General features: G+C 47.7%; 12 protein-coding genes. 9 read left to right on the plus strand and 3 right to left on the minus strand.

Features of this window, described 5'->3' with window-relative positions:
- Positions 1-10: 10 nt before the first annotated feature.
- Both N5E87_RS08855 and N5E87_RS08860 read right to left on the minus strand, forming a co-directional pair.
- On the minus strand, positions 11-844 hold the full coding sequence (locus N5E87_RS08855) for a L,D-transpeptidase family protein (RefSeq protein ID WP_279775258.1): 834 nt from the start codon (positions 842-844) through the stop codon (positions 11-13).
- 51 nt (positions 845-895) lie between these two features.
- Positions 896-1693, minus strand: coding sequence for a hypothetical protein (locus N5E87_RS08860; RefSeq protein ID WP_256657203.1), 798 nt, complete (start codon positions 1691-1693; stop codon positions 896-898).
- Between the two features lie 226 nt (positions 1694-1919).
- On the opposite strand from N5E87_RS08860, the gene N5E87_RS08865 reads away from it, so the two are divergent.
- The 7 genes from N5E87_RS08865 to N5E87_RS08895 all read left to right on the plus strand — a co-directional run bounded on the left by N5E87_RS08865 (position 1920) and on the right by N5E87_RS08895 (position 10854).
- Positions 1920-3827, plus strand: coding sequence for a propionyl-CoA synthetase (locus N5E87_RS08865; protein WP_086904423.1), 1908 nt, complete (start codon positions 1920-1922; stop codon positions 3825-3827).
- Between the two features lie 355 nt (positions 3828-4182).
- On the plus strand, positions 4183-4497 hold the full coding sequence (gene sugE, locus N5E87_RS08870; RefSeq protein WP_011625939.1) for a quaternary ammonium compound efflux SMR transporter SugE: 315 nt from the start codon (positions 4183-4185) through the stop codon (positions 4495-4497).
- 228 nt (positions 4498-4725) lie between these two features.
- On the plus strand, positions 4726-6252 hold the full coding sequence (gene gndA / locus N5E87_RS08875) for an NADP-dependent phosphogluconate dehydrogenase (protein ID WP_086904424.1): 1527 nt from the start codon (positions 4726-4728) through the stop codon (positions 6250-6252).
- 537 nt (positions 6253-6789) lie between these two features.
- Positions 6790-8907 (plus strand): S8 family serine peptidase, encoded by a 2118-nt coding sequence (locus tag N5E87_RS08880; protein WP_086904425.1) that lies wholly within the window; start codon positions 6790-6792, stop codon positions 8905-8907.
- 10 nt (positions 8908-8917) lie between these two features.
- On the plus strand, positions 8918-9382 hold the full coding sequence (locus N5E87_RS08885) for a hypothetical protein (RefSeq protein ID WP_086904426.1): 465 nt from the start codon (positions 8918-8920) through the stop codon (positions 9380-9382).
- A 305-nt stretch (positions 9383-9687) separates the two neighbouring features.
- Positions 9688-10398, plus strand: a complete 711-nt coding sequence (locus tag N5E87_RS08890) for a hypothetical protein (protein WP_086904427.1) — start codon at positions 9688-9690, stop codon at positions 10396-10398.
- A 156-nt stretch (positions 10399-10554) separates the two neighbouring features.
- Positions 10555-10854, plus strand: a complete 300-nt coding sequence (locus N5E87_RS08895; protein WP_167373632.1) for a hypothetical protein — start codon at positions 10555-10557, stop codon at positions 10852-10854.
- A 77-nt stretch (positions 10855-10931) separates the two neighbouring features.
- Here the strand turns inward: N5E87_RS08895 and N5E87_RS08900 are convergent, their stop codons facing one another.
- Positions 10932-11831, minus strand: a complete 900-nt coding sequence (locus N5E87_RS08900; RefSeq protein ID WP_086904429.1) for a LysR family transcriptional regulator — start codon at positions 11829-11831, stop codon at positions 10932-10934.
- Positions 11832-12029: 198 nt separating this feature from the next.
- Here N5E87_RS08900 and N5E87_RS08905 point away from each other — a divergent pair, with 198 nt between their 5' ends.
- Positions 12030-12509 carry a DoxX family protein gene (locus N5E87_RS08905; RefSeq protein WP_086904430.1) on the plus strand — a complete coding sequence of 160 codons (480 nt, stop codon included), beginning with the start codon at positions 12030-12032 and terminating at the stop codon, positions 12507-12509.
- Between the two features lie 70 nt (positions 12510-12579).
- Positions 12580-13389 (plus strand): class III extradiol ring-cleavage dioxygenase, encoded by an 810-nt coding sequence (locus N5E87_RS08910; protein WP_086904431.1) that lies wholly within the window; start codon positions 12580-12582, stop codon positions 13387-13389.
- Positions 13390-13505: the final 116 nt, after the last annotated feature.

A 13505-nucleotide genomic window follows, 5' to 3' on the forward strand; every position in this document is an offset into this window, starting at 1 on the left:
TTATCGGCGTTTACTCCATGGTGTTGAGCAAGCCATCATCGGCTAACACACCCTCATAGGTTGGGCGGTTTAACGCCTCGATAAGGACCGGATCGCGTTTATATACGTCATTGTAAAACTTGATTTTCCCGTCCTTTAAGGTGACGGTCCAATACATGATCAAAATGTCTAAGGGTTCATCTAAGAACAGGTTTTCCGTTTTTCCCTCACTTAATTTGCTACTGAGCGTGCTACTTGACCAATTGGCATTGGCACTCAGCAATTTATCCGCCAGCACGAGCGGATCTTTGACTCGAATACAGCCATGACTGAAGGCTCTATCCGTTTGTTCAAACAGACTTTTTGCTGGCGTATCATGTAGATAAATCGAGTATTGGTTAGGGAAGATAAACTTCACTAATCCCAGTGAGTTATCTTCACCCGGGTCTTGCACAAACCAGTAGGGGAAGTTTTTGCGCGTCATGCTATGCCAGTCGATGCCGCTTGCATCCACGGGTGTGCCCGAGCCTTCGACCACTTTAAAGTGTTTCTTCTGTAAATAATCGGGCTCTTTACGCAAGTGATTGATGATTTCAGTCGAGATGCTGCGGGGCACAGTCCAAGTAGGGTTAACGACCACGTATTTTAACTTGGATTTAAACAGTGGTGTTTTAGCGTTAATTTTGCCGATGATAATGTCGGTTCGCCAGCTTAAGCTGTTGTCTTTAAAGAGTAACAGCTCGTAACCTGCCAAGTTGACGATAAGATAATTGGTGGGCAAGTTTGCCGATAACCAGCGCGCTCGCTCGAGGTTAATACGGATCTGATCGACCAGTTGCGAGTAGGGCACATTCAGCGCCGCCATAGTGCCCGCACCAATCACGCCATCGGCTTTGAGACTATGGTCGGTTTGGAATTAACGCACCGCAGCTTCAAGCGTGCTGTCGTACGTTAAGGGCTGGTTCACGGCGGCGCTATTGTCCGCTGGCGCGCTTGCCGCTAAGTAACCTAACTCTGTTAGCCGTGTAGCAATGCCTTGTACCGAAGGGGAAGTGCTGCCGGGCTTGATGACTTCCGTATAGGGAATGGGGCTAAAGGGATAGCGTGCCGCTAAGTCTTTGTACTGGGCAAGATACTGTTTTAGCTGGTGATAGGGCTCAATCTTAGGCGCTAAGCCTGCAATAGCATCAGCCACAGTGTGTGCTTTTATGTGTTCTTCGAGCTGCTTTAACGTGGTATCGAAATCCAGATGGGTTTCATCATAATTCCAAGTTTTGCCGAGCATACTGGGGTTCACTTTGCCGTTTAGCAAGTGAATGGCGTAGGTGATGATCCCATCGCTTAGTAGCACTTCAAATACACTGCTGCGGTATTCATCCTGCCAATTCGAGGCACTGAGCTGTTGGTAAAGTTCGACTAGCTTGGAGTAGTGATAATCTTCCTTCGACAACCCTTCATCATCGGCACTTTTAATCACATCTAGCATAGTGCCCGCGTAGTCTCTGTCTTGCCAGAGCGGCTGATATTGACGCACTTGGTAGACCCGCGACAGCAACTTGGCACTAATGACCTGAGTATTGTCGACCTTGGCTCGTTCACCAATAGATAAGGGTTCGAGTAAAGTTTCTAGCTGCTGGGTTGAAGCAATGCCGCTCGCGCTAACGAGACTGAGGAGCAGGAGTAAGGTAGGTTTGAATTGTTTGAAGCGCATCATAATGAGTATTTCTTTCCATGAAAAAATCCATTAAAGACATAAGACTATGTTGAATCATTTCGCACAGCAAGTGTGCTGTACAATTATCCAACATGTTTAACAATTTTAGCGGCTATATCCCTTAGTCTAATGGGGGAATAGTGCGGGGCAGGTCATAATCAATTTGGGAAGGAAGGGGAGAGTTTCATCTGTGGTGACACGGGTGAGTGTCATGATGGGAGGCCTTATGACAGATGCTGGACAACAATTACATCAGACATCTATTGCGAATAAACAGGCATTTTGGCAACAAGCCGCCAAGGCCTTAGATTGGGTTACGCCGAGCAAACAAATATTAGATGAAAGCGAGGCACCGTTTTATCACTGGTTTAGCGATGGCGAGTTAAACACTTGCTACAACGCGGTGGACAGACACGTGTTGGCGGGGCGTGGTGAGCAAATTGCCATCCATTACGTGAGCCCTGTGACGGAAACCGAATACAGCATTACTTATCGTGAGTTGCAGGCTCAAGTGGCAAGGCTTGCGGGCTATTTACAAAGTGTGGGTGTGGCTAAGGGAGACCGTGTCGTCATCTACATGCCCATGGTGCCCGAGACTGCCTATGCCATGCTTGCCTGCGCGCGCATTGGCGCCATCCATTCGGTGGTCTTCGGCGGCTTTGCGGCTAATGAGCTGGCGACCCGTATCAATGATGCTAAGCCAAAGTTGGTGATGTCCGCCTCCTGCGGGATTGAACCTTCGGGCGTGGTGCCCTATAAACCCTTACTCGACAAAGCATTAAATGAAGCCGTGCATAAAGTTGAGCACTGCTTGATTTTAAATCGCCCCCAATATGAGGCGCAGATGCAAGCGGGGCGCGATAAGGATTGGCAAACTGCTTTATGCACTAGCGACAGTGCCGATTGTGTGACGGTGAAAGCCACCGATCCCCTGTATGTGCTTTATACCTCAGGGACCACGGGTCAACCCAAAGGTGTGGTGCGGGACAATGGCGGCCATGCGGTGGCATTGGCTTGGTCCATGGCCAATATTTATGATATTGCCCAAGGGGATGTGTTTTGGGCGGCATCGGATGTGGGCTGGGTTGTGGGACACTCCTATATTGTCTATGGTCCGCTGCTTGTCGGGGCGACGACCTTGTTATACGAAGGAAAACCCGTAGGCACGCCGGATCCCGGCGCCTTTTGGCGCACGATTGCTAAGTATCAAGTTAAAAGCTTTTTTACCGCGCCCACGGCGATCCGCGCCATTAAGCGTGAAGATCCCGACGGCGAATTTATCCAAGGTGTTGATTTAAGCTGCTTGAAGAATGTCTTTTTGGCAGGGGAGCGTTGCGATCCCGATACTTTACATTGGGCCGAAGCCAAACTGAAAAAACCGGTTATTGACCATTGGTGGCAAACTGAAACCGGCTGGCCAGTGGCGGCAAACCTGATGGGCGTAGCACCGATTGCGGTTAAAGCAGGGTCGCCCGGTCGACCGGTGCCCGGATATGAAGTCGATGTGGTCGATGAGCTGGGCGCCAAAGTGGCGGCGAATGTCTCAGGCAATGTGGTGATCAAATTGCCCTTGCCACCGGGCACGCTCACTACTCTCTGGCAAAATAATAAACGCTATCAAGACAGTTACTTATCTATGTACCCAGGTTATTACCTCACAGGGGATGCGGGTTATATGGATGAAGATGGCTATCTGTATATCATGAGCCGTATCGATGACATTATTAACGTAGCCGGCCATCGACTCTCTACTGGGCGGTTTGAAGAGGTGTTGTGCCAGCATCCCGATGTGGCCGAAGCGGCCGTGATTGGTGTCGATGATAAACTCAAAGGCCAAGTGCCCCTGGGCTTAGTAGTGCTGAAAAAGGGCGTGACCATTACGGACGAGGAGCTGCATAAACAGTTAATTGCTCTCGTTCGGCAAGAAATTGGTCCCGTCGCGTCCTTTAGGTTAGTGAGCGCGATTCAAAAGCTGCCGAAAACCCGCTCGGGCAAAATCCTGCGCGGCACTATGCGTAAAATTGCCGACAATCAGCAATATACGGCGCCAGCGACGATTGAAGATCCACAAACCCTCGACTTAGTCCGCACGACCTTAACCCGCATGGGCTATGCCGATGCTCTTGTGGGCTAAGTGACAAGGCAGTAGTGAGCGGTCAAAAATAAGTGCTAGAGCGATAGTCTGATGAGTACAGTCTCATCAGGCTATCGCTTTTATTTTGCGAAAAGGGCTGAAGTCCAAGGCTTGCTCTTAGATGTCACTATTTGTTAGTCTAGCCCGCATCCTAAAGGTTCTGCTTTGGCATCGGGCGTTTAGGACATAGGATCTTAGCTTTCTAATTAGGCACCTTTGTCTGCCTCTATGCTTTAGAACCGAGCAAACTTTCGATCTAAATAAACATTTGATGTAAACATACTTCACAACGGCTTAGGGACGACCCTAAATACGCCGATATCAATTTGGGGACGACCCCGTATGGGAGTTCTCTATGAGCTGGTTTCTATTAATTCTTGCTGGGCTATTTGAAATTGGTTGGGCCATCGGGCTTAAGTACACCGACGGATTTAGCCGCCTCTGGCCGAGCGTCTTTACTGTGTTCTCCATGACGGTGAGTGTGCTGCTATTGGGGCTGGCGGTTAAACAGCTGCCGATAGGTACGGCCTATGGGGTTTGGGTCGGCATCGGTGCCATGGGCACCGCGATTGCGGGCATTATTCTCTTAGGTGAAGGGGTGAGCCTGCTGAAAATCGTCAGTTTAATCCTCATTTTGCTTGGCGTACTCGGTTTAAAACTCGCTCATTAATCAATTCACTTCCCCAAGGAAGCGCTTGCCTCAGATGTATACGATTGGTAAAGATGTTTGATGAAATCTAGGAATATTCTCCTGAAAAAACAACGCATCTTAGACGGTAATCGAGATTGCCAATCGTATGCATCGTCTATTGTCTCTGGTAATTAAGTTACAAAGCCCGATATAATTACACCTCCAAATTGGTTATTTCTAACCTCTGTGACCCGTGGGAATTATATAATGCAAAACCACAGCAATCTTAATGACATTGGCGTGATTGGCCTTGGCGTGATGGGCAAAAACCTCGCGCTAAACATTGCCGACAATCAATATCGCGTCAGTGCCTTCGACCTCGATCCTGTTAAAGTCAACGGTGTTTTACAGCAAGAAAAACAAGAACGTGTAGGACAGGATCTGCGTATTACAGGCTGTGCTAATCTTTCAGAAATGTTAGCAAGCCTCGCTCAACCCCGTATTCTCGTGCTGTCTGTCCCTGCGGGGGCGCCTGTGGATGGGGTATGTCATGCCTTGATTTCTGCCGGTATCGAAGCGGACGACATCGTTATCGATACGGGCAACAGTCTTTGGACGGATACCGTTGAGCGCGAAAAGCGTTACCAAGGGAAATTTATCTTCTTCAGCTCGGCGGTTTCGGGCGGAGAAGTGGGTGCTCGTTTTGGCCCTTCATTAATGCCAAGTGGCGATCTTGGGGCTTGGCAGCATGTTGCGCCGATTTGGAAGGCCATTGCCGCTAAGGTTGATCCTCAAACAGGGCTGCCAATTGAGCGTTTTGAGCCGGGTAATCCCGTGACCGAAGGTGAGCCTTGCACGACCTATATTGGTCCTGCTGGCGCCGGACATTATGTGAAAATGGTGCATAACGGGATTGAATACGCCGATATGCAGCTGATTTGCGAAGCCTATCAGTTAATGCACGACGGCTTAGGCATGAGTGCAGCACAAGTGGGTGAGGTGTTTGAACGCTGGAATAAGGGCAGTTTAAACAGCTATCTGATGGGGATCAGCGCCGAGGTGCTCAAACAGGCGGATCCGCTAACCGGTCAGCCATTAGTTGAGATGATCCTCGATAAAGCAGGGCAAAAGGGCACAGGCCTTTGGACTGCGGTGAGCAGTTTGCAAATGGGTTGTCCGGCTCCCACCATTGCCGAAGCGGTTTATGCGCGCGCGGTGAGCACCCAAAAATCCCTCCGTGTTGAGCTCAGTAAAAAGCTTGCAGGTCCTGCCTCTGTGGCGATGGATGATGCTCAAAAAGCCGTCTTAATCGATGCCTTAGAGAGTGCGCTCTATTGCGCTAAAGTGTGTTGCTACGCCCAGGGCTTCCAATTGATGGCGATGACGGCGCAGGAGCAAAAATGGCAGCTCGATTTTGCTGAAATCGCGAAGATTTGGCGTGCGGGTTGTATTATTCGTGCCACCTTCTTGCAATCTATCACTCAAGCTTATCAAGCGGATGCGGACTTAAGCTGTTTATTGATGGCCGACACCTTTGCAACTGCCTTGTCGGAAAAACAAACCGAGTGGCGCAGTGCGGTGGCGGCGGCTGTGATGCAAGGGATCCCCGTGCCTTGTATTAGCTCGGCATTGGCCTATTACGACAGTTACCGCTGCGAGACCCTGCCAGCAAACTTGCTTCAAGGTCAAAGGGACTTTTTCGGTGCCCATACCTTTGAGCGCTTAGATAAGCCCGCTGGCGAGAAATATCATTTAGATTGGAGTGCCCCAAACAGGGTATTAATCAAACTCTAAATAAATTGTACAAAGGCCCCTAAATAGGGGCTTTTTTATTGCCTAGAATTATTTTCACAAATAATAATGTTGTATTAATGTTAATTCTGTGATGCTAATTTGTAATATTTACTGCATTTATAGAATGGTTAATTCTTTAAATGTAACACCGGCAAAGAGTTTGAAAATTTAAAAATGTAAAAAAGTATGTGTATTTAATGATTTATCGTACTGTAAAAAGTAGATAATTAAATCCCATATAATTTGTTGTTTTGTTTAATCTTTATGTTTCTTCGTTTATTTTTTTGTTTATCCTGATTTCTTTCATGTTTTGTCGATAAAATAACCATCCATATTTAATCGGTCTGCCATTCTATTTATATTTCTTTTCACAATTATTTCTTCTGTGTTAAATCTTTGCTTCCTATTTGGTGCTTGTGTTTTATCGGGAATCATAGGGAATAACTAAAATAACAGAACTTAATGCGGAATAAGATTAATCACAATTATCACACCAAATTAAGTTGCGATAAGTAATGACAAGAAGGAATGTCTACTATGCGTATGTCCATTGTTGCATTGAGCATCACGGCGGCCTTATTGGCTGGCTGTGGGAGCGATGATAAGAAGGCTCCGGCACCTGTGCCTAAAGTGAATACAGCCCCGACCACGGCGGATATGACTGTTGATGTGTCACAGTCAATTCTGTTTACTGGAAAACTGGAAGCGAGTGATGCCGAAGGTGGTTTGACTTATTCATTGGTTGACCCGGCCGATCTTAAATTGGGCACCTTTACGCTAGTGAATAAAAACACTGGCGAATTTACCTATGCATCCGATGCCAGTGAAGGCACCGAAGTGGTTCGGTTTAAAGTATCCGACGGCCAATTACAGGCTGAAGCCAATCTGACAATCAATATCAAGCATGGCGATCCACTCTTTACCTACCAATGGCATTTAAAAAACACTGGACAGAATGCCTTTGCGGCTCATCGCGGTGTTGCCGGTGAAGATATGAATGTAAGCGGGGCTATGTCTGCTCAAGCCATGGGACAGGGCATTACCGTTGCAGTGGTGGACGATGGCTTAGAGATTGCGCACCCAGATTTGATGAACAACACGGTTAATGGCGGTTCTTACAATTTGATTACCGGCACAGTGGACCCAACGCCTTTCTCGGGTGAATCGGGCCACGGTACTGCCGTTGGTGGGATTATTGCGGCCGAGGGCTGGAATGGTATCGGCGGTCGGGGTGTTGCACCTAAGGCTAAGTTGATCGGCTTTAACTTTTTAGATCAAGATCCAACGGGTAAAGTCGAGAACGTTCAAACATTTGAAAACTTTGCTAAATCACATGGTGCCAGTGCCTATAGTGATAGCGCGCGAGTCTTTAACCAAAGCTATGGCTACAGTGTGCCATTCCCCCATGGTTTTGATGAGGATGAAACCGAAGTTTATCAAGATATTGCAACGCAAAGTTTCGATGGTAAAGGCAGTATTTTCGTGAAATCTGCTGGCAACGGCTATAACTACTACCGTTACCGTACCTTCTGGTTGCCAGGGGATTACTTCACTGCAACGGCGGAAAATCCAGCTAACCATGGCTTACCTTTCCATAACTCCAACATGTCCTCTGACAATGCTAACGTTTATAACTTAGTGGTCAGCGCAATTAACGCTAAGGGCGAGCTTTCTAGCTACTCATCCGTGGGTTCGAACATTTTCGTCACCGCACCGGGTGGTGAATATGGTGATGACGATCCAGCGATTGTGACCACCGACCGTATGGGTTGTGAGAATGGTTCCGCGATTGCAGAAGATAGACCAAGCACACCATTCCACGGTGGTTTAAACCCATTAAATCCTAACTGTGATTACACATCGACCATGAACGGTACCTCGTCTGCGGCGCCAAATACCTCGGGTGCAGTGGCGGTGATCATGAGTGCGAATCCAGATCTCTCTTGGCGTGATGTTCGCTATATTCTCGCCAAGACAGCAACCAAAGTGGATGCGGATATTGCGCCGAAAACGGTGACCATAGGTGAGGGCGAAGCCGCTCCAGTGTATACGGCTATCCCAGGCTGGTTGCAAAACGCGGCCGGGTTCTCTTTCCATAACCTCTATGGTTTTGGTCGTGTGGATCTTACCGAAGCCGTTAAACTGGCTAAATCCTATGCCGAAGATTTAGGTGACTATGTGGTCACTGAGTGGCAAGCAAGCCCCGAGCTCACTAAGGCGATTCCTGATGCGGATATTAATGGTGTGACTGATACCCAAGTGGTTGCAGACGATTTAGTGATTGAAGCCGTGCAAATTGAGCTGACGGCCGACCACCTGCGTCTACCTGATTTAGCGGTCGAGCTGATTTCACCTTCGGGCACTAAGAGTGTGTTGATGACACCTTATAACGGTTTAGTTTACCAAGGTGTAATGGACAAAAATAACCCTGAAGATCTCGTTACTGGCTACGATGCAACACCTATGTTATCGAATGCCTTCTATGGCGAATCATCAAAGGGTGAATGGACAATCAAGCTGATTGATGTGAATAGCGGTAGCTACCGATTTGTTAAATACGATCAAGGCTATATCTCTATCCCTAACGAAGCCGATGGCAAGCTGAAAGGTTGGTCAATTCGTTTCCATGGCCATGCTGCCAAGTCTGCATCTTAAGGAGTAATCAATGAAAGCGTTAAATTTATCGTTAGTGGCTGTGGCCCTTTCACTGTCGGTGCAGGCGATGGCGCATGACAAAGTCGAATTTACTGAGCCCCAAACCGAGTCTAAAGGTGTTCAGGTTAGCCGTGCCGAGTTTTTAGGTTTGGATACTCCTTACTTTGTAAAAACTGAGTCAGGGGTTAAGCAGGCTAAGCAGTTGGTCAAAGGGCAAAAAGTGGTGACCCAATCGGGTAAGGCCTTTGCCGAAATGACCGGTAAATTAGTGGTTAAGTTAAAACCTGGTGTGTCGGCTGCCGATTTTGCTAAGGCCCATGGTCTAAAAGTAGATTGGCAAAATAACAACAATTTATTGTTGCTTGCTGCCGAAGAGGGCACAGATCTGCTCGGTTTAATCCAAGCGGTTAAAACCTCTCCTGAGGTTGAGCGCGCCAAACTTGACCGCGCACTCGCCAAGCAAGAAATCCAATAATCATCTTGTTAGGTTAACATCGAATAAAGGGCCGCAAGGCCCTTTATTATTCTGATGCCCTGCTCAATAGAAGTGATAAAGTTGAGCAAGTTGAGATAAAACCTTGGATAGTTAACAGCTTAATGGTAAATCATGTGGTTCCAGGTGGGCTTGGCGATTACAATCTGCTCTTAAGACTTATGTTTTTACTGACTGCAGCCAATACCTTGCGGCTGAAGACAACGCAGCTCAAGCACCTAACTTAAACTCCTAACTCAAGCGCTTAACTTAAACTCTTAACTCAAGCGCTTAACTTAAACACCTATATGAACTACTGGAATAGTGATAACTTTGAAGGATTAAAGGCGATAGGGACTCAGTATTCAGCCTTGAAGGGCTATGAACTTTTTGGTCAATATTGCCTGCAAAAAGAGCAAGGGCTAAAGAAGCAAGCGATTGCGACGGTAAACCAATTCGTGTCGCACTGTAAGAGCCTGTCCTTGGCTGAGCAGAGGCACATCGCAGAGGAGCTATCCTCCTTAGGCTTTTGGCATCGTGAAACACACCAATTACTCGCTTATCCCCTCATCGTTCTACTAAAAGGCGTGCTCATCCAATGGACGTTAGATGAGCCCAACAATCCCATCCCCTACAAATGGTTAGGCTATATTGCTGGGGATACCGATTCCTATGAAAGAGCGTTAGCGCTCGAGCCTACCGATGAAATTTGCCTCACTCAAGTCGCGTTGTCTCACTTAAACAGTGTCGATTTTCAGACCCACCATCTATCGGAATCTGTGTTGCTGGGTGATATATCACGGGCAAAAGACTCGCTAGCGTCAGCACAAGCATTAATTGCGCGATTACCGACGATTGAGCGTAAATCAAGGCTGCAAAACAGGCATGATTATTACCTGTCTATGGTTAATTGCTGGGAGGAGTATTCCACGCTTGCTGGGGATGAGCCGTTTCCGGATTGGTGCGCCGCCAAAGGTGAACAGTTTGATTTTTGGTCAATTGTTTATTATCAACGCTGAGTGAATTTATTCGCGGGATAAGAATGATTAAGCGGTCTGTCGGACAAGTTAGGTCACAGTGGCCGCAGATGACAGGTTTGTCGTTAAACTTGACATAGCCGCAGTGTTTGGTAGATTGGAAATTATGCTGTTAGCACTATTCAATGGAGTGAAGCTATGCAAGAAAACCTAATCAGATCTGCTATCGCGACGGCGCAAGATGGTGTGGCACGAGCCGATGGCCAGTTAACTGTCACCGATCAGATGGTTTGTTTTTCCCCCTACAATAAAACCTTAGGACTTGGGCCATATCAACTGCAAAGAAAGGCTATCGCCAAGGTTGAATCCTGTTGGGGTAAGGGCGGCGGCATTTTACCAGTGACTTCTGATGCGATAAAAATCACCTTGGATGATGGCAGCGTGTATCAATTTATTTTGGCCAATTCCCAAGAATGGTTGAATTTGCTCCGTCATTAACTCAACAATTGCGCGGCTGCTCCATAAAGGCTTATTCTGTCGACATATCTTGAGCGTGTGTTACCTAGATAGATTGCTTAGACGCTTTGCTTTGCGGCTAATTGGACTAAGTTTTCCCACAGTGCCTGCGCCACAGGGCCTAAGGGCGAGTGGGGCGGGCGCATTACATAGTAATCGAGTTGGATAAGATTTTGCCTTTCCCGTAGCTCCAGTGGCAGTAAACTTCCATCCGCAAGGGCTTGTTCCACCAAATAATGTGGTAATTTTCCCCAACCCATGCCGCTCTGAATGAGCATTCTCTTTGTATAAAAATCATTAACGTACCAACGGCGTTGCCCTGCTTGCACTCCAAATTCGATATTGGCGGTGCCGGTGCCAGTATCTTGGATCACAATTTGGTACTCGTTCACCAATTCGCGCACATGGCTCAGGGTGGGGTGCCGACTCAGTAAACGCGGCGAGGCCACATCTAACAGACTGCCTGAAAATAAGTAGGCCAGCTCAAAATGGCTGGAACGGACAGGATCAATGCCGCCCGCTGAAATCGCAATATCGGCTTCGCCTTGATTTAAGGCTTCGAGTGCGCCGGTTAAATATTCTTGTTTAAGAATGATTTGAGTGTGCGGAAATTCATTTTGTGTTCGCTCCAGCATCGGCAAGATGCGGGTAAGGTTAAAGGAGGCTTCGAAGGCCAAGGTGATACTGGCCTCGTTACCTTTAGCCAAATGCTTAGCGACTTGGCGCATCTCTTGCGCTTCATTCAGTACGCGTTGGGCGTATTGCAGCAGCTTTCGCCCCTCTTGGGTGAGCGTCAAGCGATACCCTTGGCGGTCGAACAGCACTAAATCTAACTGGGATTCCAGCTGTTTAATGCTCTGACTGATCGCCGGTTGGGTCTTATGGAGTTTGTCACTGGCGGCCTTTAGCGAGCCAGAGAGGGCGACGGTATTAAACATCAGCAGTTGTTCTAAGGTCATGGCAAGACTCTTAAACAAATAAAGAATTATTTTAGGAGATGTTAGATATTATTCCATATTTATTTATTTTTTGTGGGCGCATAATTCCGCCATATGACAGTAGTGGGCTCAATGCGAGTCCACTACTTTGCGTTTAGGGTGCCGTTTAGCGAGAGTTACGCTGAACTGAGTCTAAAAGAGATGAGTAATGAGGTAGTTATGTCGATAAATCAATTATGTTTAGCCAAAGGCAATGCAGATAAAACCGCTGCCGAGACTGACCCTCAAAAACTCTTTATCTGTGCCAAGACCTTAAATCGTGCGGCGGTTGTAGTGACACTTGCGATGAGCATAGTGTTTTTATTCTCGGGCATGGGCAAGTTACTCAGCGTGCCGTTTTTCCATGTGCCCTTTAGCGTGATGAATTTGCCCACGGGTTTTGGCTATTTTATCGGTGTGATTGAAGTGCTGGGCGCCATTGGCATTGGCTGGCATGAATACCGAGTCCTGTCGGCGACGGCATTGCTGTCGGTGATGATGGGGGCCATTTACTACCACTTTAATTACGAAACCACCCTGAGCGCGTTACCCGCACTGTCTTTATCTGCGCTGCTGTTTTTAATCATCAAGCTCGATGAAACCGTTGATAGATTAGTGCGTTTTCAACGTCAGCTGGTGGACATGAAAGCAGCTTTTTAATCTTAGCCACAAGGCTGGCAAGGTCTGATTTACAAGTGACAACTAACGGTTTCATCAAGAGAAGTTTATTATGACGCACGCGAATTCCGCTTTAATGCCAGTGTTATTTGTTCCCCATGGTGGCGGGCCATTACCGCTACTCAATGATGCAAATCATCGGGAGTTAAGCGCATATTTATCCAAGGTGGCAGAGACTATTCCCACGCCCAAGGCCATTGTATTGGTGACGGCACACTGGGAAGAGGCACAGGTGACACTGTCGAGCCATCCCCATCCTGGCATGTTGTTCGATTACTATGGCTTTCCCCCTGAGGCCTATACGCTTTCTTATCCTGCGCCCGGTGAGCCACAGCTTGCCGACACTATTGCTGGTTTGCTCAATGCAAGTGGAATTGAGGTGCGGCTCGACAATCAGCGCGCATTCGATCACGGCACCTTTGTGCCACTTAAGTTGATGTATCCGGAGGCGAATATTCCTGTGGTGCAAATGTCTTTAGTGCAGCACCTCGACCCGAGCGCCCATATCGCTATCGGCGAGGCTCTTGCGACATTGCGCGCGCAAGGGGTGTTGATTGTGGGGTCTGGCATGTCGTTTCACAATATGCGCGCGTTTTTCTCCAGCGATCCTAAGGTGTTGCCTCGCAGCCAAGGGTTTGATACTTGGTTAACCGATGTCGTGACATCTGGCGATAGCCAGGCCAAGGCACAATTAATCGATTGGCAATCGGCGCCGGAGGCACGTTTTAGCCACCCAAGGGAAGAGCACTTAATCCCTTTACATGTGTGTTTTGGCGCGGCGCATTTGCAGACGCCAAAAGCCACACATCAATTTAGTGGTGTGTTATTTAACACGGCAATATCGGGTTATCTCTGGTCCTAATCGGCCTCTAAAAGCAAAAGGTTCGTCATGTTGCGTATTAAACGCATCGTGACGAACCTTTTTGTATTTTAAGCTTGGTCTATTTTAACCTAGCTGCCCTGTGGGCTGGTCTTTCA

This window comes from Shewanella sp. GD03713, from assembly GCF_029843705.1.
In the GTDB taxonomy this organism is placed as follows: domain Bacteria; phylum Pseudomonadota; class Gammaproteobacteria; order Enterobacterales; family Shewanellaceae; genus Shewanella.

Excerpts from the sequence above, each read along its gene's own strand:
- N5E87_RS08900 (WP_086904429.1), bottom strand. The coding sequence starts at position 11,831 with ATGACCTTAGAACAACTGCTGATGTTTAATACCGTCGCCCTCTCTGGC.
- N5E87_RS08880 (WP_086904425.1), top strand. The coding sequence starts at position 6,790 with ATGCGTATGTCCATTGTTGCATTGAGCATCACGGCGGCCTTATTGGCT.
- N5E87_RS08895 (WP_167373632.1), top strand. The coding sequence starts at position 10,555 with ATGCAAGAAAACCTAATCAGATCTGCTATCGCGACGGCGCAAGATGGT.
- N5E87_RS08890 (WP_086904427.1), top strand. The coding sequence starts at position 9,688 with ATGAACTACTGGAATAGTGATAACTTTGAAGGATTAAAGGCGATAGGG.
- N5E87_RS08885 (WP_086904426.1), top strand. The coding sequence starts at position 8,918 with ATGAAAGCGTTAAATTTATCGTTAGTGGCTGTGGCCCTTTCACTGTCG.
- sugE (WP_011625939.1), top strand. The coding sequence starts at position 4,183 with ATGAGCTGGTTTCTATTAATTCTTGCTGGGCTATTTGAAATTGGTTGG.
- N5E87_RS08910 (WP_086904431.1), top strand. The coding sequence starts at position 12,580 with ATGACGCACGCGAATTCCGCTTTAATGCCAGTGTTATTTGTTCCCCAT.
- N5E87_RS08865 (WP_086904423.1), top strand. The coding sequence starts at position 1,920 with ATGACAGATGCTGGACAACAATTACATCAGACATCTATTGCGAATAAA.
- N5E87_RS08855 (WP_279775258.1), bottom strand. The coding sequence starts at position 844 with ATGGCGGCGCTGAATGTGCCCTACTCGCAACTGGTCGATCAGATCCGT.
- N5E87_RS08905 (WP_086904430.1), top strand. The coding sequence starts at position 12,030 with ATGTCGATAAATCAATTATGTTTAGCCAAAGGCAATGCAGATAAAACC.
- gndA (WP_086904424.1), top strand. The coding sequence starts at position 4,726 with ATGCAAAACCACAGCAATCTTAATGACATTGGCGTGATTGGCCTTGGC.
- N5E87_RS08860 (WP_256657203.1), bottom strand. The coding sequence starts at position 1,693 with ATGATGCGCTTCAAACAATTCAAACCTACCTTACTCCTGCTCCTCAGT.